This is a genomic window from Streptomyces pseudovenezuelae (assembly GCF_001513955.1).
Classification (GTDB): domain Bacteria; phylum Actinomycetota; class Actinomycetes; order Streptomycetales; family Streptomycetaceae; genus Streptomyces; species Streptomyces pseudovenezuelae.
The window spans coordinates 1,343,041-1,360,418 of sequence record NZ_KQ948144.1; the positions used below are offsets into that span (position 1 = coordinate 1,343,041).

Consider the following 17,378-nt stretch of genomic DNA (forward strand, 5'->3'; position numbering starts at 1 on the left):
CCGGCGCCGACTGCCACGTCTACGTCCAGAACGCCGAACGCCACACCCACGGCGTCGGCGCCCCCGACCTCGGCCTCGCCGCCTGGCGCAGCGCCACCATCCTCAACACCCTCACCGGCAAGGACGCCTACCCCCTGCCCACCCGCACCGCCTTCACCACCTTCGGCCTCGAAGACCGGCTGCCCCGCGTCCCACCCGCCCGCAAGGCCCCCGTCCTCACACCCCTCGTCGAAGGACGGTAGGAAAACCGGCGGCGGCGGAAGAACCCGGGCACCGCTCCGGTTGGCTCCCACATGACGACCACCTGGACCGCCGCCCACCGCGCCGCCGCCATCAGCCCCCACGAGAGCCTCGCCCTCTTCGAGTCCCGCGGCTTCACCGACCAGACCGTCCGCCAGTCCCTGCGTCTGGCAGGCGGCGGCGAGGCGGTCCGCGTCCGCCTGACCAACCGCTACGGCGCCACCCCCCTGCGGATCGGCGGCGCCCACCTCGCCCTGCGCACCAAAGGCAGCGGCATCGACCCGGGCAGCGACACCCCGCTCCACTTCTCCGGCGCACCCACCGTCACCCTCCCCGCAGGCGAGGACATCGTCAGCGACCCCGTAGAGCTACCGGTGACCGCCGGCGAGGAACTCTCGGTGAGCCTCTACCTGCCCGGCGACACCGGACCCACCACCTTCACCGCCATCCCCTACGACACCGGACACGCCGTCCCCGGCAACCAGCTCTCCGCACAACTCCTCGAAGACGCCGAGGAGTTCGCCACCGGCCACCTCCTCGCCGGCGTCGACGTCCTCGCCCCCGCCGGCACCCGCATCGCCGTGGCCTTCGGCGACTCCTGGATCGAAGGCGCCGCCACCACCCCCGGCACCGACAACAGCTTCCCCGGACAGCTCAGCCGCCGCCTCGACCACGGCTGGATCGTCAACGCGGGCATCTCCGGCAACCGGCTCCTCACCGACGCCGTCGGCGAACACCTCCTCGCCCGCATCGACCACGACGTCCTCGCCGTCCCCGGCGTCAGCCACGTCATCGTCCACATCGGCCTCAACGACCTCGGCCTGCCCGGCCACTTCGCCCACCCCGAACCCGCCGAAGGCCCCACCGCTGCCGAGCTCAAGACCGGCCTCACCACCCTCGCCGACCGCCTCCACACCGCGGGACTCACCGTCATCGGCGCCACCATCGGCCCCTACCGGGGCACCGTGCACGAGGGCTACGACACCCCGCGCGGCCAGGCCGTGCGCGCCGAGGTCAACGCCTGGCTCCTCGGCGACGACCACCCCTTCGACGGGATCGTGGACGTGGCCGCCGCCGTCGCCGACCCGGACGAACCCGACCGGATCCGCGCCGAGTACAACGCCGGCGACGGCCTCCACGTCAACGACGCCGGCGCGAAAGCCATCGCCGACGCCGTGGACACCACCCTCCTGGACCTCTAGAACACCGGCGTACCGTCCCGCGTGAGCTTCCAGTCCACCGACGCGAAGTCCTTCGGGTCCAGCACACCCTTCGCGGTCACCCACTCCGCGATCCGCGTCCGGATCTCCGTCGACTCCGACCACAGCTCGGTGGCGGAGGCCACGTGCGGGAACGCCCCGCCACCGTTCGCCCGGTAGTTGTTCACCGCGAACACGAACTTCTGCGCGTCGTCCAACGCCGCACCGTTCCAGGTCAGGTTCTTGATCCGCGACCCGGCCGCCTGCGCGATGTCGATGTCGTACGACAGCCCCGACACGTAGTCGTAGTTGTAGTCCGGACGGTTGTTCGCGTTCGTCAGCTTCTCCACGTCGACCGCCGTACCCGCCGCCGTCCGCACGAAGTACTCCGCCGAGTACTCCAGATACGCCCTGACCTGCGCACCCGTCAGCAGCTTCGCCACCAGCGTGTTGTCGTACACGTACAGACTCGACAGATCCCGGATCGTCACCTCGCCGGCCGGGATCTCCGAGGTACGGGAGAAGGGCGAGGCCTGCGCGATGACCGGCAGCGAGGCGTACTCCGTGCCCGCCAGCGCCGCCCTGACCACGTCCTCCTGGACCTTCGTGATCAGGTCGATGATCGGCGCGTCCTTGTAGCGCGCCTCCACCGTCGTCAGCGTCTCGGTCGCCGTACCGACCACCTGGTTCACGTACTTCACGACCACGTCATGGTCGGCCTTCAGCAGCTTGGTGATCTTCGGGTCGTCGGCGACGGAGTTCGAGTTCAGCACCTTGGACGCGACGGACTCGACGCTCCAGCGGCCCTTCGCGAAGACCAGCTCGATGTCGAACAGCGACAGCCGCTCCGCGTACGCCAGCGGCTCCGACAGCACGACCGTCTTCCCGGTCCTGGCATTGGTGACCTTGAGCTCCGGGATCTCCACATGCGCGTGCCCCACCAGGATCGCGTCGATCCCCGGCACCTGCTGCGCCACCAGCGCCGCGGAGTTCTCGACGTACGGCAGCTGGTCACCGTACGACGACGTCCCCGACGAACCCGAGTGCGCCGACACCACCACGACGTCCGCACCCATCGACCGCAGCTTCGGCACCCACTTCGCCGCCTGCTCCTCGAGCCCCGGGAACGTCAGCTTTCCCTGCACGTACGCCTTGTCCCAGATCGCGATCCCCGGATTGGTGAGACCCAGCACCGCGACCTTCACCGGCGGCGCGCCCTTCACACGGAAGGTCTTGATGAAGTACGGCGGGAAAGCGGGCTTCAGCGTCTTCGCGTCCAGCGCGTTCGCCCCGAGCAGCGGGAAGTCGCACTGCTCCTCGAACTTCCGCAGCGTCTCGATGCCGTAGTTGAACTCGTGGTTCCCGAGCGCCACCGCGTCGTACCCGATCGCGTTCATCGCGGCGGCCATCGGGTGGACGGGACCACCCTTCGCGGTGATCGGGTCGACCTTCGCGTAGTAGTACGTCAGCGGCGTGCCCTGGATCGTGTCGCCCGCGTCGAGCAGCAGAGTGTTGCAGCGGCCCTTCTCCGCACGGACCTGGTTCACCAGCGTCGAGATCCGCGACAGACCCTGCGCGTTGCCCGCGGTGTCCTTGTACTCCGCGTCCTTGAAGTAGTCCCAGTTGAAGACATGACCGTGCAGGTCGGTGGTGCCCATCACGGTCAGCGAGTACCGCTTCTCGCGCCCCTTGCCGACCTCCGCGGCCTGGGCCGCCGGGGCACCCACGGCACCGGCCAGCGCCACACCGGCACCGGTCACGGCGGACTTCTCCAGGAACTTCCTGCGGTTCAAGGCCATGTCTTGATCTCCTCGGGGAACGGTCAACAACGCGCGTAGATTCTGACCCGCACATGGCGAACGGCAACAGTCCCCGCAGGTTTCGATCTGATGACCCAACCAGCGACCGACCAGGTCCGTAACCGGCCAACAACTGACACAGTGGGTCGTTATGGCCACCGACTCCGTTCCCTACGGCACCCCCGACGCCCCCCGCATCGCCGTCCGCGGCGAAGCCCACCTCGAAGTCGACCCCGAGATCGCCCGCATCAGCATCACCGTCACCTCCCGCGGCAAGGACCGCCGCACCGCCCTCGACGACCTCACCCGCCGCAACGCCACCGCCCTCGACCTGCTCAAGTCCTACGGCGACACCGTCGAACACCTCGAAACCGGCTCCTTCTCCGTCACCCCCGAACTCAAGGAACACGGCCGCGGCGAACGCGTCCACGCCCACCACGGCCGCGTCCACATCACAGCCGAACTGACCGACTTCACCGCACTGGGAGAACTGACGACCCGACTGGCCGACCAGGAGTTGACCACGGTCGACGGACCGTGGTGGGCCCTGCGCCGCGACTCACCCGCCTACCGGGAAGCCCGCCAACAGGCCGTACGGGAAGCCGTCCAGCGGGCCAAGGAGTACGCCGAAGCTCTGGGCACCTCCCTCGCCTCCCTGGTGGAACTCGCCGACATCGGCGCCGAGGACCCCGAACCCCGCTTCGTCGGCAAAGCCAGCCGCGCCCGCTCCATGGCCTACGAAGCCCACGCGGACGCGGGAGCCGCCCCCCTCGACCTCGAACCCCAACGCCAACACGTCCACGCCCAGGTCAACGCACGCTTCACCATGGCACCACCCCAACTGTGAGAACCACTCGAATTTGCATTCGGAATGCTCATCGGAGCGCAGCAGCGCACACTTCAACCCTTGTCAACAACCCTTCACCCAAAGGTTGTTGAGTAGTCATGCCCACCCAATTCCCTACCCGTCGGTAAGGTCTAGGCTCGAAACATGCGCCGAGCAAAGATCGTCAGCACCCTGGGCCCCGCCGTCGACACATACGACCAGATCAAAGCCCTGGTCGACGCCGGAATGGACGTAGCCCGCTTCAACCTCAGCCACGGCAGCTACGCCGAGCACGAGGAGCGGTACCACCGCGTCCGCAAGGCCTCCGACGAGACCGGCCGCAGCGTCGGCCTCCTCGCCGACCTTCAGGGCCCGAAGATCCGCCTCGGCCACTTCACCGAAGGACCCGTACTCCTTGAACGCGGCGACACCTTCACCATCACCGCGGAGGAGGGCGCGGAGGGCGACCAGCGATCCTGCGGGACGACCTACGGCGGCCTCGCCACCGATGTCTCCGTGGGCGAACGCATCCTCGTCGACGACGGCAAAGTCTGCCTGGAAGTCACCTCCGTGGACGGACCCCGCGTCCACACCAGAGTGATCGAGGGCGGCATGGTCTCGGACCACAAGGGCCTCAACCTCCCCGGCGTGGCCGTCTCGGTCCCGGCACTCTCGGAGAAGGACGAGGAAGACCTCCGCTGGGCCCTGCGCATGGGCTTCGACGTGATCGCCCTGTCCTTCGTCCGCAGCGGCCGCGACATCGAGGACGTCCACCGCATCATGGACTCCGCGGGACGCCGGCTCCCTGTCATCGCCAAGGTGGAGAAACCACAGGCCGTCGAGGCCATCGACGACATCGTCGCCGCCTTCGACGGCATCATGGTCGCGCGCGGCGACCTGGGCGTCGAGATGCCGCTGGAACAGGTACCGCTCGTCCAGAAACGCGCGATCAAGCTGGCGAAGCGGAACGCCAAGCCGGTGATCGTCGCCACCCAGATGCTCGACTCCATGATCGAGAACTCCCGCCCCACGCGCGCGGAGGCGTCCGATGTCGCGAACGCGGTCATCGACGGCACGGACGCGGTGATGCTGTCCGGCGAGACGAGCGTCGGCAAGTACGCGGTCGAGACGGTCCGGACGATGGCGAAGATCGTCGAGGCCGCGGAAGAGGACATCCTCGCGAAGGGCCTGCCCCCGCTGACCGAACGCAACAAGCCCCGCACCCAGGGCGGGGCCGTCGCCCGGGCGGCCGCGGAGATGGGCGACTTCCTCGGCGCGAAGTTCCTGGTCGCCTTCACCCAGTCGGGCGACACGGTCCGCCGCCTCTCCCGGTACCGGTCCCCGATCCCGCTCCTGGCCTTCACCCCGGAACCGGCGACCCGCTCCCAGCTCAGCCTGACCTGGGGCGTGGAAACCTTCCTCGGCCCGCAGGTCGACACCACGGACGCGATGGTGGACCAGGTGGACGAGCTGCTCCTGCAGTACGGCCGCTGCGAGAAGGGCGACGTGGTCGTGATCACGGCCGGCTCCCCGCCCGGGGTGTCGGGCTCGACGAACCTGGTCCGCGTGCACCACATCGGGGAGGACGACAGTCCTAAATAGGGGTCAGTACTTGGGGCCTACGTGGGTGTCCATCAGGGCTACGGAGGCTTTGCGGGCGATCGAAATGTTGTGGCTGTTCGCCCGCTTCCAGTCGACGCCCACCTGGTCAAGGGTGTCGGTGAAGAGCCTGATGATGTCGCCCGACAGGTTGGTGAAGAAGTACCGGGGGTATTCGTAGCGCTTCCGCTCACCGGCTACGAGACGGGTCGTCCAGTTGGTGATACGGCATCCGTCGGAGTGGATGAGGCCCCGGATGAACTCCCAGGGGTGCGCGTCGACGATGACCCGCTGCCAGGGGGCGAGGGCGATGGAGCGCTCGTGCTTCTTGCCGGGGCCGTGCTGGGGGAACATGCATGTCCCGTGCTTGGTGTACGACTTGACCTCGACGCATCCGCCCTTGTGGCGCTGATTGACCCTGGGCATTGGCATCACTTTGCGTATTGCGTCTTCAGCGGCAGCGATCAGGCCAGGCTGCGTTGCGTTGCAGAAGACGGACAGGTGGTGTTGCTTGGGCTTCGAGATGATGTGGCCATCCCCGAGGTAGAGGCCCAGCAGGTAGGCGTACGCCCGTTCGTCGAACAGGCGCCCTGTGCATCGAGGGCAGTCGGTGGACTGCTGGTATGTCTCGCGGCGCGCCTTGCGGTCTTCGCTGCGCCACCAGCCGACGGTTCCGCGTGGGAGGTTCAGACGCTCCGCGACTGTTCGGTTGGGGATGCCCTGACGCATCAGCGCGACAGCTTGAGCGCGAATCGAAGGGCTGTGCTGTTGTCCCATGCCCGCAACTCTGCGAGGTTCATTGCGGCGACACGCAGCAAAAAGCGGATGTTCACGAGAACGTGGACATCCGCTTCCAAGTGGCGACCTTGGAATCCAAGGAAAAGTGCCCCGAGTCGGATTCGAACCGACGCTGTATGGGTTTTGAATCCATGGCCTCTACCGCTGGGCTACCGGGGCCCCTTCGATACGAAGGTCGGCGGTCACCCGCCTTGCCCCCACCTTACCGCAGCTAGGTAGTCTCTTGTCAGCAGTACCCCGCCCCTGAACGAGGAGCCCCCGTGACCGCCCCCGAGTCGCCCCAGCCCGTAGACGCGCCCGACGACGACAAGTCGCACGTGCCTCCGCTGACGACCCGTGTCGTCATTGCCGAGGACGAGGCCCTGATCCGGCTCGACCTCAAAGAGATGCTGGAGGAAGAGGGCTACAGCGTCGTAGGCGAGGCAGGTGACGGCGAGCAGGCCGTCGAGCTCGCCCGTGAGCACAAGCCGGACCTCGTGATCCTCGACGTGAAGATGCCCAAGCTGGACGGTATCTCCGCCGCTGAGAAGATCGCCGAGGAGCGCATCGCCCCCGTGCTGATGCTCACCGCTTTCTCGCAGCGCGACCTGGTGGAGCGGGCTCGGGACGCCGGTGCGATGGCGTATCTCGTGAAGCCGTTCAGCAAGAGCGATGTGGTGCCGGCTATCGAGATGGCGGTGTCGCGGTTCACGGAGCTGCGGGAGCTGGAGAACGAGGTCGCCGACCTGACGCTGCGTCTGGAGACGCGCAAGCTGGTGGACCGGGCGAAGTCGATTCTTCAGACGTCGTACGGTCTGACGGAGCCCGCCGCGTTCCGGTGGATCCAGAAGACGTCGATGGACCGGCGCATGTCGATGCAGCAGGTCGCGGAGGCGGTCATTCAGGACGCCGATGAGAAGAAGGCGAACAAGGGCTGAGCCGAACGCGACAAAGACGGAGGCCCGCGTCCCCAGCAGGGGGCGCGGGCCTCGGTCGTACGGCCGAAAATCAGTCTTCGCCGAGGTACGCCTTGCGGACCGACTCGTCGTGCAGCAGGTCCTGGCCGGTGCCGGACAACACGATGTTGCCGACCTCCATGACGTGTCCCTGGTCGGCCAGGGACAGGGCGGCCTGGGCGTTCTGTTCGACGAGGAGGATCGTCGTGCCCTGGGACTTGAGTTCGACGATGGTCGCCATGATCTTCTGCATCATGATGGGGGAGAGGCCCATGGAGGGCTCGTCCAGCATCAGGAGCTTCGGCTGGGACATGAGTGCGCGGCCCATGGCGAGCATCTGCTGTTCGCCGCCGGAGAGGGTGCCCGCTGCCTGGTTGCGGCGTTCGCCGAGGATCGGGAAGAGCTCGTAGGCGCGCTGTATGTCCTTTTCGATCCCTTCCTTGTCCTTCCTGAGGAACGCTCCGAGTTGGAGGTTCTCGAAGATGGTCAGGCGGGGGAAGATGTGCCGGCCTTCGGGGGAGTGGGCGAGTCCGAAGGAGACGATCTTGTGGGCGGGTACGCCGCTGAGGGGCTTTCCGTCGAAGAGGATCTTGCCGGAGGTCGGCTTCAGCAGGCCCGAGAGTGTCCGCAGCGTTGTCGTCTTGCCGGCGCCGTTGGTGCCGATGAGGGTGACGACCTGGCCGGCTTCGACGCTGAAGGAGATGCCTTTGACGGCTTCGATCTTGCCGTAGGAGACCCGGAGGTCCTCGACTTCGAGGAGTGCGGTCACTGGCCTTCTCCCTTGGTGCTGGTGGTGCTTTGCGCTTCCGCCGCGTCGACTTCGGCGGTTTCGCTCGCGCCGGGGTCGCCTTCGAAGGGTTCGCCGAGGTAGGCGGCGATGACGCGTTCGTCGGCCTGGACGACGTCGGAGGTGCCTTCGACGAGTTTTTCGCCCTGGACGAGGACGGCGACGCGGTCGGAGAGGTTGAAGACGAAGCGCATGTCGTGCTCGATGAGGAGGACGGCGATGCCCTTGTCGCGGATGGCGAAGACCAACTCTTCGGTGGCTCGCGTCTCCTGGGGGTTCATGCCGGCGGTGGGTTCGTCGAGGAGGAGCAGGCCGGGCTCGGAGGCGAGGGCGCGGGCGATTTCGAGCTTGCGCTGTTCGCCGTAGGGGAGGTTGCGGGCGAGGTGGTCGCGCTTGGCCTCCAGGCCGATGAACTCCAGGAGTTCCATGGCGCGTTCTTCGCTGGCCTTTTCCGCCTTCTTGAAGCCGGGGCCGCGCAGGAGGGCGGACCAGAGGCCTTCCTTGGTGCGGGTGTGGCGGCCTACGAGGACGTTTTCGAGGACCGTCATGTTGGCGAAGAGGCGGATGTTCTGGAAGGTGCGGGCGATGCCGGCCTGGGTCACGAGGTGGGGCTTGGGCGGGAGGACGGTGCCCTTGTAGGAGACCGTGCCTTCCGTGGGGACGTACAGGCCTGTCAGGCAGTTGAAGAAGGTGGTCTTGCCGGCGCCGTTGGGGCCGATGAGGCCGACGATTTCGCCTGCGTTGACGGTGAAGTCGACCGAGCGGACGGCGGTGAGGCCGCCGAAGCGCATGGTGACGTTGCGGGCTTCGAGTACTGGTGTCGTCACGGTGCTCACGCCCCCGCCTTGGTGACGGCGGCCGGTTCGCCGGTCAGTGTTGTTGTTTCTGGTACGTCGAGTTGGCCGGTCTCGTGGAATTCGAGTTGGCGGCGGCGGTTGGCGATGATGCCTTCGGGGCGGAAGCGCATCAGCAGGATGAGGGCGATGCCGAAGGCGAGCAGTGACTTGTCCTGGAGGAAGACGAGTTTCTCCGGGAGCAGGTACAGGAGTGCCGCGCCGAGGATGGGGCCTGCGACGGTGCCCATGCCGCCGAGGACGACGGCGGCGAGGAGGAACGCCGAGTTGGGGGGTGTCGAGCCCGCGAACTGGTACGGCGTCGGGACGACGCTGTAGGTGACGTGGGCGCTGACGGTGCCGGCGAGGCCGGCGAGGGCGGCGCCGAGGGCGAAGGCGATGAGCTTGACGCGGAAGCCGTTGATGCCCATGGCGGTGGCGGCGGTCTCGTCCTCGCGGATGGCGATCCAGGAGCGGCCGATTCGGGAGTCGGCGGCGCGGGTGTAGACCAGGACCACGATGGCCATGATCAGCACCATGAGCAGGTAGTAGTTGGCGAAGCGGCCGATGGTGAAGCCGGCGATGTCGTGGGCCTGGCCGAGGTTGAACCCGAAGAAGTTGAGGTCCGGGATCGACGGGATGCCGTTGGGGCCGTTGGTGATGTCGGGGCCGGATTCGCCGTCCATGTTGTTCACGGCGATGCGGAAGATCTCTCCGAAGCCGAGGGTGACGATGGCGAGGTAGTCGCCGCGCAGGCGCAGGGTGGGGGCGCCGATGAGGACGCCGAAGATGAGCGATGCGGCGGCGCCGGCGAGTGCGGCGGCCCAGAAGGGGAAGTGGACGCCGGAGAAGCGGGAGAACTCGGAGCCGGAGACGAGGGCGGCGGTGTAGGCGCCGACGCCGAGGAAGGCGACGTATCCGAGGTCGAGGAGTCCGGCGAGGCCGACGACGATGTTGAGGCCGAGGGCGACGGTGCCGAAGATCAGGATGTTGACGCCGATGTTGGCGTAGTGGTCGTCGGTCTGGGTGAAGGGGAACGCGATCGCGGCGGCGAAGCCCATGGCGAGCGTGAAGCTGCGGTTGTGGGCGACGATCCGGGAGAAGCGGTCCATGAGGCCTGCGGTGTGCAGGGCCCAGACGGCGAAGACGACGACGATGAGGAAGCCGACGAAGAGTTCGCCGTATTCGGTGTCGATGCCGTAGGTGAAGACGGCGAGGCCGACGATGGTGGCGAGGGTGATGATGGCGCGCTCGACCCAGGGGCTGATGGGTGCGGGTGCGGGGATGTTGTCGGGCTTGGCGATGTAGGCCTTGAGCAGCGCGTCGGTGTTCGAGGTGCGGGGCTCGGGGAGGGCGAAGGCGCCGATGACGGGGAGGAGGGAGGCGATGGCCGCGATCCAGCCGCCCGGTTCGAGGTTGGCGAGTCCGCCGAGTTCGGCGGCGATCGAGACGACCGTGTACCAGGTGACGCCGAAGCCGCCGAGGGCGGTGAGCACCAGGGGGGCGTTGTTGCGGGCGGGGATGAGTCCGCGCAGGCCGGGGACGTCGTAGGCGGCGAGGGCGAACACCGTGGTGAGGAGGCCGGCGATGAAGGTCAGCCACTGGAGGCCGCCGGGGTAGCCGGTGTAGGTGAGGTCGCCGGGGAACTCGCTGGTCCAGGTCCAGGCGAGGAAGGCGGAGGCGGCGGTGGCGATGCCTCCGGCGAGGAGGAGTGCGCGGGCCGCTGCGAGCGGCAGGGGGATCAGGCCGCGGGTGGTGGTGTCGGTCATCGTGATCACGCCCTGTCCGCTACGCGTTCGCCGAGCAGGCCTTGTGGCCTGACGAGGAGGACGATGATGAGGAGGGCGAAGGCCCAGACGTTGGCCCAGCTCTGGCCGCCGAGCTTGTCCATGCCGGGGATGCCGTCGATGTAGGCGGAGGCGAGGGTCTCGGCGACGCCGAGGACGAGGCCGCCGAGCATGGCGCCGTAGATGTTGCCGATGCCGCCGAGGACGGCGGCGGTGAAGGCCTTGAGGCCCATCAGGAAGCCCATGCGGTAGTCGATGTTGCCGTACTTGAGGCCGTAGGCGACGGCTGCGACCGCGGCGAAGAAGCCGCCGATGGCGAAGGCGATGACGATGATGCGGTTGGTGTCGATGCCCATGAGCTGTGCGGTGTCCGGGTCCTGGGCGGTGGCCTGCATGGCGCGGCCGGTGCGGGACTTGCGGACGAAGAAGGCGAGGGCGGACATGCAGATGATGGCGGCCACGATGAGGAAGATGTCGGCGTCCTTGATGGTGACGGAGCCGATCTCGTGGGTGGCGTCGAGGCCGGGGAAGGCGACCGCGCGGTCGGCGCCGGGGTAGAAGTTGCGGACGACTTCCTGGAGGGCCAGGGAGAGGCCGATCGCGGTGATGAGCGGTGCGAGCCGTGGTGCTCCGCGCAGGGGCCGGTAGGCGAACCGTTCCGCTCCGACCGCGATGAGGATCGCGACGATGCCGCCGCCGACCAGCATCAGGGGGACGGCGACGGCCATCGAGACGCCGTCGGGAAGGATGTAGAAGTAGACCGTGAAGGCGCCGAAGGCGCCGGTCATGAAGATCTCGCCGTGCGCGAAGTTGATGAGCTGGACGATGCCGTACACCATCGTGTAGCCGATGGCGATCAGCCCGTACATCGAGCCTAGAAGCAGCCCGTTGGCCAGCTGCTGCGGCAGGGTGTTCACCGCGTGGCCTCCATTGTCGCTGGTGGTCGTGTGCACGTGTGGCGTGCTGGGGTGGGGTGTGGCAAGGGCCGCGCGGTCGGGGTCCCCTTCCGCGCGGCCCGTGGTGAGGTGGTGCTGTTGCCGTCGAGGCCGGGACTAGCTGGCGGTGCCGGTCTTCACGGCCTTCCACGCACCCTTGGTGACCTGGTAGACGGTCAGCTGCTTGTTGGTGGTGTCGCCGTACTCGTCGAAGGAGACCTTGCCGGAGATGCCCTCGAAGTCGGACTTCTGGACACCGTCGACGACGGAGGAGCGCAGGGCGTTGATGTCGCTGGGGACCTTACCGCCGTTGGCGTCGACGGCGGCCTTCACGGCCTTGATGATGGCGGTGGCGGCGTCGTAGGAGTACGCGCCGTAGGCGCCGTAGTCACCCTTGTAGCCCTTGGACTTGTACGTCTCGATGAACGTCTTGGCGGCGGGCAGGGTGTCGGCGGGGACGCCGACGGCGGTGGCGAGGTCGCCCTCGGAGGCGGCGCCCGCGGTCTCGATGTAGGTGGAGGCGAACATGCCGTCGCCGCCGAAGAGCGGGATCTTGACTCCGCCGTCCTTCATCTGCTTGGTGATCAGCGAGGACTCGTCGTACTGGCCGCCGTAGTAGACCAGGTCGGCCTTGGAGGTCTTGATCTTGGTGACGAGGGAGCCGAAGTCCTTGTCGCCGGTGTTGACGTGGTCGGTGCCGACCACGCTGCCGCCGAGCTTCTTGAACTGCTCGTTGAAGATCTTGGCGAGGCCGGCGCCGTAGGTCTGCTTGTCGTCGACGACGAAGACCTTCTTCTTCTTGAGGCCGTTGTACGCGTAGTCGGCGGCGAAGCTGCCCTGGAGCTCGTCGGTGGTGGCGGTGCGGAAGTACGTCTTGTAGGGACGCTTCTTGGCCGTCTGCCAGTCCTTGCCCTGGGTCAGGGCGGGGTTGGTGTTCGAGGGGGAGATCTCGACCATGTTGGCCGAGGCGAACACCTGCTGCATCGACTGGGCGACGCCGGAGTTCAGCGGGCCGACGGCGCCGACGGCGGTCTTGTCGCCGGTGATGGCGGTGGCGTTGGACTGGCCGGTGGCCGGCTGCGCCTTGTCGTCGAAGGCCTTCAGTTTGAAGGTGACGCCGGGGACGAGCTTGTTCTTGTTGGCGTCGTCGACGGCGATCTGGGCGCCGTACTGGATACCGAGACCGGTGGTGGAGTTCTCGCCGGACAGCGGGGCGTCCACGCCGATGGTGAGGGTGGTGCCACCCCCGTTGTCGCTGTCGCCGCCCTTGTCGTCTCGGGAGCCGCAGGCGGTGAGTGTGAGAGCCCCCGTCGCCATGACGGAGGTCAGGATCACCATGGAACGTCGCACAATCATTCCTTTCCGCAGGCAGGCGCGCCCTCGTGGGTGCGGCTGGTGCCCGCGCTTTACCGAACTCCCGATGGAGCGGTGACTGGCCGTGACTCTAAGCCCGGTTTGCGGGCAGCGGCATGGCTGTGGACTGGCTTGTGACTTTCTTGTTATGACGTGATGGATGACGGGCTTCCGTGGAGGGGGCTCTCAGCCGGTTTGGTGGGTTACTCCCTCAGTCCGCATTTTGAGAACCTGCACTTCCGGTTGGCCGTCCGGGCTGTGGCGCCGGTGTCGCGGCGCAGGCGCCCCGGAGGAGCCGGAAAAGGTCGCGGGAGTACGCCTGGCCGAAGATGAAGCTGTGATGCTGTATTGCGCGCGCGTTACGGAGCGTTACGTCAAGAAATGGTAGGTCGGCATTCTGGGGCAGCACCGAACAGTCCGAAACCGATATCTCCACGGTGACCCGGCGTGTCGTGCCGGGGTGCACGGTGAAGGCGTCGGGCAGGGCGTGGGCGGTGAGGCCGGTGAATGCGGCGCCGGTGACCTGGAGGGTGACGGGGGGCCCGCCGCGGACGTCGACGGCGAAGCGGAAGCGGCCGCTGGTGGGGCGGGTGCCGGGGGGTTCGGGCAGTCCGGCGGGTCCCAGGTACCGCCAGGCGGTGACGTTGGCGGGCCAGGGGACGGGGGTGTCTTCGGGTTCGGGGCGCTGGTCCCCGGAGAGGGTGCGGGGGAGGAGAACTCCGGCCGCGAGCAGGGCGATTGTCGTGGCGGTCAGGGTGGCCCTGCGGGTGCGCGGCGGCAGGCCGCGCCACCGCGCGCTCCAACGGTCCGTCAGCCGGGGCCCGTCGGTGCCGATGACGTCGTAACTCTCCTCGCGATCGGAGGAGTCGACGGGCTCGACGGGGCCGATACCGGTCATGGGAGAACGGTAGGCGAGCCGGGGGCCCGTGCCCAGCCGGAGCACGCCCCGGCGCCTGTCTGTCGGGCCGGATCTGCGGGGCGGGAGATCTTGGTTTTGGGCGGGGGTGAGTGGGGGTGGTGCGTGGGGGCGGCGTGAGGCCGGGACGGATCGCGTCCTGTGCGGTTCTGCGGGCGCGATGCCGGCTTGGTCGCGTGGCCGGTACGGGCGGCGGGGGGTGTCCGTGCGGAGTTGCCCCGGCGTGGGGAGTCGCTGTCGGGGGCTTCGAGGGGCGGGGCGGCCCGGGTTGTGCGGGAGGGCGTGGGGGCGGCGCGAGGCAGGGGAGGGTGCCGGGGGCGGAGAGGCGGGCGCGCTGCCGGCTTGGTCGCGTGGCCGGTACTGGCGGCCGGGGGTGCTCCGGCATGGGGAGTCGCTGGCGGGGGGCTTCTAGGGGTGGGGCGGCACGCGTGATGTCGGGCTGGTCGGGCGGCCGGATTCTCTTGCGGTCCCGGGGCCCCGGGGTTGTGCGGGAGTGTGGGCCGGCAGGTGACGTCGGCGTCGCAGGGGGGTGGGCCGGTTCGCGCGACGCCGACGTGGTGCGCCGGACGGTTCTCAGCGGGTGGGGGCGTCCCGCAGGAGGCAGGTGAGGCGGGCGGTGCAGACGCGGCGCTGCTCCTCGTCGCTGATCACGATCTCGTAGGTCGCGGTGGACCGTCCGCGGTGCACCGGTGTGGCCACCCCGGTCACCAGCCCCGAGCGCACCCCGCGGTGGTGGGTGCAGTTCAGGTCGACGCCGACGGCGATCTTGGAGCTTCCGGCGTGCAGCATGGAGCCGACGGACCCGAGGGTCTCGGCGAGCACGGCCGAGGCGCCTCCGTGCAGCAGGCCGTACGGCTGGGTGTTGCCCTCGACGGGCATGGTGCCGACGACCCGGTCCGCCGAGGCCTCGACGATCTGCACGCCCATGCGGGTGCCCAGGTGCCCGGCGGAGAACATGGCGACGAGGTCGACGCCGAGCGCCGCGTACTCGTCGATGACCTCCTGCGGGAACGTGGCGTGCTGCTGCTCACCCATGGGCGGGCTCCGTTCGTCCTGGTAGCTACGACTGTCTGCGCTGAGCAAACGCTCAGTCGGTCGCCGATTGTTCCAGACGCACCACGACGGACTTGCTGGCCGGGGTGTTGCTGGTGTCGGCGGTCGCGTCCAGCGGAACCAGGACGTTGGTCTCGGGGTAGTACGCGGCCGCGCATCCCCGGGCGGTCGGGTAGTGCACGACCCGGAACCCGGGAGCCCGCCGCTCCACGCCGTCCTTCCACTCGCTGACGAGGTCGACGTACGACCCGTCGGCGAGCCCGAGCCGGTCGGCGTCCTCGGGGTTGACCAGGACCACCCGGCGGCCGTTCTTGATGCCCCGGTAACGGTCGTCGAGGCCGTAGATCGTGGTGTTGTACTGGTCGTGCGAGCGCAGTGTCTGCAGCAGCAGCCGGCCCTCGGGCAGCTCGGGGTGCTCGACGGGCGCGGCGGTGAAGTTGGCCTTGCCGGTGGCGGTGGGGAAGCGGCGCTCGTCGCGCGGGGCGTGCGGCAGGGTGAAGCCGCCGGGGCGGGCCACGCGCGCGTTGAAGTCCTCGAAGCCGGGGATCACGCGGGCGATGCGGTCGCGGATGGTGGCGTAGTCCTTCTCGAACTCCTCCCAGGGGGTCCTGCTGCTCTCCCCGAGGACCCGGCGGGCCAGGCGGGCGACGATGGCGGGCTCGGACAGCAGCTGTCCGCTCGCGGGCTCCAGGCGGCCGCGGGAGGCGTGCACCATGCCCATGGAGTCCTCGACGGTCACGAACTGCTCGCCGCTGCCCTGGAGATCGCGCTCGGTGCGGCCGAGGGTGGGCAGGATCAGGGCACGCGCGCCCGTGACCGCGTGCGAGCGGTTGAGCTTGGTCGACACGTGCACGGTCAGCCGGGCCCGCCGCATGGCCGCCTCGGTGACGTCGGTGTCGGGCGAGGCGGAGACGAAGTTGCCGCCCATGGCGAAGAAGACCTTGGCCTCGCCGTCGCGCAGGGCGCGGATGGCGCGCACCACGTCGAAGCCGTGCTCGCGGGGCGGGGCGAAGCCGAACTCCTTCTCCAGGGCGTCCAGGAAGGCGGGCGCGGGGCGCTCGAAGATGCCCATGGTGCGGTCGCCCTGGACGTTGGAGTGGCCGCGGACCGGGCAGACGCCGGCGCCGGGACGGCCGATGTTGCCGCGCAGGAGGAGGAAGTTGACGACCTCGCGGATGGTCGGCACGGAGTGCTTGTGCTGGGTGAGGCCCATGGCCCAGCAGACGATGGTCCGCTCGGAGGCGAGGACCATGGCGAGGGCCTTCTCGATCTCCGCGCGCGTGAGACCGGTCGCGGTGAGTGTCTCGTCCCAGTCGGCGGCGCGGGCGGCCTCGGCGAACTCCTCGTAGCCGTGGGTGTGTTCGCGGACGAAGGACTCGTCGACGGCTCCCTGCGTCTGCAGGATCAGCTTGTTGAGGAGGCGGAAGAGGGCCTGGTCGCCACCGATGCGGATCTGCAGGAACAGGTCGGTGAGGGCGGCGCCCCTGACCATGCCCTGCGGGGTCTGCGGGTTCTTGAAGCGCTCCAGGCCGGCCTCGGGCAGCGGATTGACGCTGATGATCTTCGCGCCGTTCGCCTTGGCCTTCTCCAGCGCGGAGAGCATGCGGGGGTGGTTGGTCCCGGGGTTCTGCCCGGCGACGATGATCAGGTCGGCCTGGTAGAGGTCGTCGAGCAGGACGCTGCCCTTGCCGATGCCGATGGTCTCGCTGAGTGCCGAACCGGACGACTCGTGGCACATGTTGGAGCAGTCCGGCAGGTTGTTCGTGCCGAGCTCGCGGGCGAAGAGCTGGTACAGGAACGCTGCCTCGTTGCTGGTGCGGCCCGAGGTGTAGAAGACGGCCTCGTCGGGAGAGCCGAGGGCGGCGATCTCCTCGGCGATGATGTCGAAGGCGCGCTCCCAGGTCACCGGTTCGTAGTGGGTGCCGCCCTCGGGGACGTACATGGGGTGGGTGAGCCGCCCCTGCTGCCCGAGCCAGTAGCCGCTTCTGGTCGCGAGGTCGGCGACGGGGTGCGCGGCGAAGAACTCGGGGGTGATCCGGCGCAGGGTGGCTTCCTCGGCGACCGCCTTCGCGCCGTTCTCGCAGAACTCGGCCGCGTGCCGGTGCTCGGGCTCCGGCCAGGCGCAGCCGGGGCAGTCGAAGCCGTCCTTCTGGTTGACCCGCAGCAGTGTCAGCGCGGTGCGCTTCACGCCCATCTGCTGCTGCGCCATCCGCAGCGTGTGCCCGATGGCGGGCAGTCCCGCCGCCGCGTGCTTGGGGTCGGTGACCTGCGGAGCGTCCTGAACCGGATCACCTTTGGGCGGCTTCGTGGCCATCGGG

General features: G+C 68.5%; 14 protein-coding genes, 1 tRNA gene and 1 pseudogene. 5 read left to right on the plus strand and 11 right to left on the minus strand.

From position 1 onward, the window contains the following. Positions 1 to 242, plus strand: a pseudogene (locus AQI94_RS45490) (lysine 6-monooxygenase); the annotation flags it as partial. Between the two features lie 51 nt (positions 243 to 293). Then, positions 294 to 1,442 carry a GDSL-type esterase/lipase family protein gene (locus AQI94_RS05905; protein WP_031041951.1) on the plus strand — a complete coding sequence of 383 codons (1,149 nt, stop codon included), beginning with the start codon at positions 294 to 296 and terminating at the stop codon, positions 1,440 to 1,442. On the opposite strand, the gene AQI94_RS05910 is transcribed toward AQI94_RS05905, so the two are convergent. After that, the gene (locus tag AQI94_RS05910; protein WP_031041949.1) at positions 1,439 to 3,238 is read right to left on the minus strand and encodes a bifunctional metallophosphatase/5'-nucleotidase; all 1,800 of its coding nucleotides are present in this window, start codon (positions 3,236 to 3,238) and stop codon (positions 1,439 to 1,441) included. The two genes, AQI94_RS05905 and AQI94_RS05910, sit on opposite strands and share 4 nt — an antisense overlap. A 151-nt stretch (positions 3,239 to 3,389) precedes the next feature. Between AQI94_RS05910 and AQI94_RS05915 the strand changes: the two genes are divergently transcribed. After that, positions 3,390 to 4,085, plus strand: a complete 696-nt coding sequence (locus AQI94_RS05915) for an SIMPL domain-containing protein (RefSeq protein ID WP_031041946.1) — start codon at positions 3,390 to 3,392, stop codon at positions 4,083 to 4,085. 144 nt (positions 4,086 to 4,229) lie between these two features. Continuing rightward, positions 4,230 to 5,666: a pyruvate kinase gene (gene pyk / locus AQI94_RS05920; protein WP_031041943.1), complete on the plus strand. Its 1,437-nt coding sequence runs from the start codon at positions 4,230 to 4,232 to the stop codon at positions 5,664 to 5,666. 3 nt (positions 5,667 to 5,669) lie between these two features. Here pyk and AQI94_RS05925 read toward each other — a convergent pair whose 3' ends face one another. Further along, positions 5,670 to 6,392, minus strand: coding sequence for a hypothetical protein (locus tag AQI94_RS05925; RefSeq protein WP_051832037.1), 723 nt, complete (start codon positions 6,390 to 6,392; stop codon positions 5,670 to 5,672). A gap of 155 nt (positions 6,393 to 6,547) precedes the next feature. After that, a tRNA-Leu gene (locus AQI94_RS05930) sits at positions 6,548 to 6,620 on the minus strand. 101 nt (positions 6,621 to 6,721) lie between these two features. Between AQI94_RS05930 and AQI94_RS05935 the strand changes: the two genes are divergently transcribed. Then, a complete protein-coding gene (locus tag AQI94_RS05935) occupies positions 6,722 to 7,378 on the plus strand; it encodes an ANTAR domain-containing response regulator (RefSeq protein WP_031041938.1) in 657 nt (218 codons plus the stop codon). A 70-nt stretch (positions 7,379 to 7,448) separates the two neighbouring features. Here the strand turns inward: AQI94_RS05935 and AQI94_RS05940 are convergent, their stop codons facing one another. The 8 genes from AQI94_RS05940 to AQI94_RS05975 all read right to left on the minus strand — a co-directional run bounded on the left by AQI94_RS05940 (position 7,449) and on the right by AQI94_RS05975 (position 17,374). Then, complete coding sequence (locus tag AQI94_RS05940) at positions 7,449 to 8,165, minus strand: ABC transporter ATP-binding protein (RefSeq protein ID WP_031041935.1); 717 nt, start codon at positions 8,163 to 8,165, stop codon at positions 7,449 to 7,451. Continuing rightward, positions 8,162 to 8,974 (minus strand): ABC transporter ATP-binding protein, encoded by an 813-nt coding sequence (locus tag AQI94_RS05945; protein WP_199814307.1) that lies wholly within the window; start codon positions 8,972 to 8,974, stop codon positions 8,162 to 8,164. Before AQI94_RS05945 ends, AQI94_RS05940 begins: the two co-directional genes overlap by 4 nt. A gap of 41 nt (positions 8,975 to 9,015) precedes the next feature. Next, positions 9,016 to 10,785, minus strand: a complete 1,770-nt coding sequence (locus AQI94_RS05950) for a branched-chain amino acid ABC transporter permease (RefSeq protein WP_051832040.1) — start codon at positions 10,783 to 10,785, stop codon at positions 9,016 to 9,018. A gap of 5 nt (positions 10,786 to 10,790) precedes the next feature. Next, positions 10,791 to 11,720, minus strand: coding sequence for a branched-chain amino acid ABC transporter permease (locus tag AQI94_RS05955; RefSeq protein ID WP_031041929.1), 930 nt, complete (start codon positions 11,718 to 11,720; stop codon positions 10,791 to 10,793). Between the two features lie 135 nt (positions 11,721 to 11,855). Further along, positions 11,856 to 13,076 (minus strand): branched-chain amino acid ABC transporter substrate-binding protein, encoded by a 1,221-nt coding sequence (locus AQI94_RS05960; protein ID WP_031041927.1) that lies wholly within the window; start codon positions 13,074 to 13,076, stop codon positions 11,856 to 11,858. A gap of 226 nt (positions 13,077 to 13,302) precedes the next feature. Beyond that, positions 13,303 to 13,989, minus strand: coding sequence for a hypothetical protein (locus AQI94_RS05965; protein WP_031041925.1), 687 nt, complete (start codon positions 13,987 to 13,989; stop codon positions 13,303 to 13,305). A gap of 591 nt (positions 13,990 to 14,580) precedes the next feature. Beyond that, positions 14,581 to 15,042: a PaaI family thioesterase gene (locus tag AQI94_RS05970; protein WP_031041923.1), complete on the minus strand. Its 462-nt coding sequence runs from the start codon at positions 15,040 to 15,042 to the stop codon at positions 14,581 to 14,583. Positions 15,043 to 15,094: 52 nt separating this feature from the next. After that, entirely contained in the window at positions 15,095 to 17,374 is a 2,280-nt protein-coding gene (locus tag AQI94_RS05975; RefSeq protein ID WP_031041920.1) for an FdhF/YdeP family oxidoreductase, read from the minus strand. Between the last annotated feature and the right edge of the window lie 4 nt (positions 17,375 to 17,378).

Excerpts from the sequence above, each read along its gene's own strand:
- AQI94_RS05905 (WP_031041951.1), top strand. The coding sequence starts at position 294 with ATGACGACCACCTGGACCGCCGCCCACCGCGCCGCCGCCATCAGCCCC.
- AQI94_RS05960 (WP_031041927.1), bottom strand. The coding sequence starts at position 13,076 with ATGGTGATCCTGACCTCCGTCATGGCGACGGGGGCTCTCACACTCACC.
- AQI94_RS05970 (WP_031041923.1), bottom strand. The coding sequence starts at position 15,042 with ATGGGTGAGCAGCAGCACGCCACGTTCCCGCAGGAGGTCATCGACGAG.
- AQI94_RS05965 (WP_031041925.1), bottom strand. The coding sequence starts at position 13,989 with ATGACCGGTATCGGCCCCGTCGAGCCCGTCGACTCCTCCGATCGCGAG.
- AQI94_RS05950 (WP_051832040.1), bottom strand. The coding sequence starts at position 10,785 with ATGACCGACACCACCACCCGCGGCCTGATCCCCCTGCCGCTCGCAGCG.
- AQI94_RS05915 (WP_031041946.1), top strand. The coding sequence starts at position 3,390 with ATGGCCACCGACTCCGTTCCCTACGGCACCCCCGACGCCCCCCGCATC.
- AQI94_RS05975 (WP_031041920.1), bottom strand. The coding sequence starts at position 17,374 with ATGGCCACGAAGCCGCCCAAAGGTGATCCGGTTCAGGACGCTCCGCAG.
- AQI94_RS05925 (WP_051832037.1), bottom strand. The coding sequence starts at position 6,392 with ATGCGTCAGGGCATCCCCAACCGAACAGTCGCGGAGCGTCTGAACCTC.
- AQI94_RS05945 (WP_199814307.1), bottom strand. The coding sequence starts at position 8,974 with ATGCGCTTCGGCGGCCTCACCGCCGTCCGCTCGGTCGACTTCACCGTC.
- AQI94_RS05910 (WP_031041949.1), bottom strand. The coding sequence starts at position 3,238 with ATGGCCTTGAACCGCAGGAAGTTCCTGGAGAAGTCCGCCGTGACCGGT.
- pyk (WP_031041943.1), top strand. The coding sequence starts at position 4,230 with ATGCGCCGAGCAAAGATCGTCAGCACCCTGGGCCCCGCCGTCGACACA.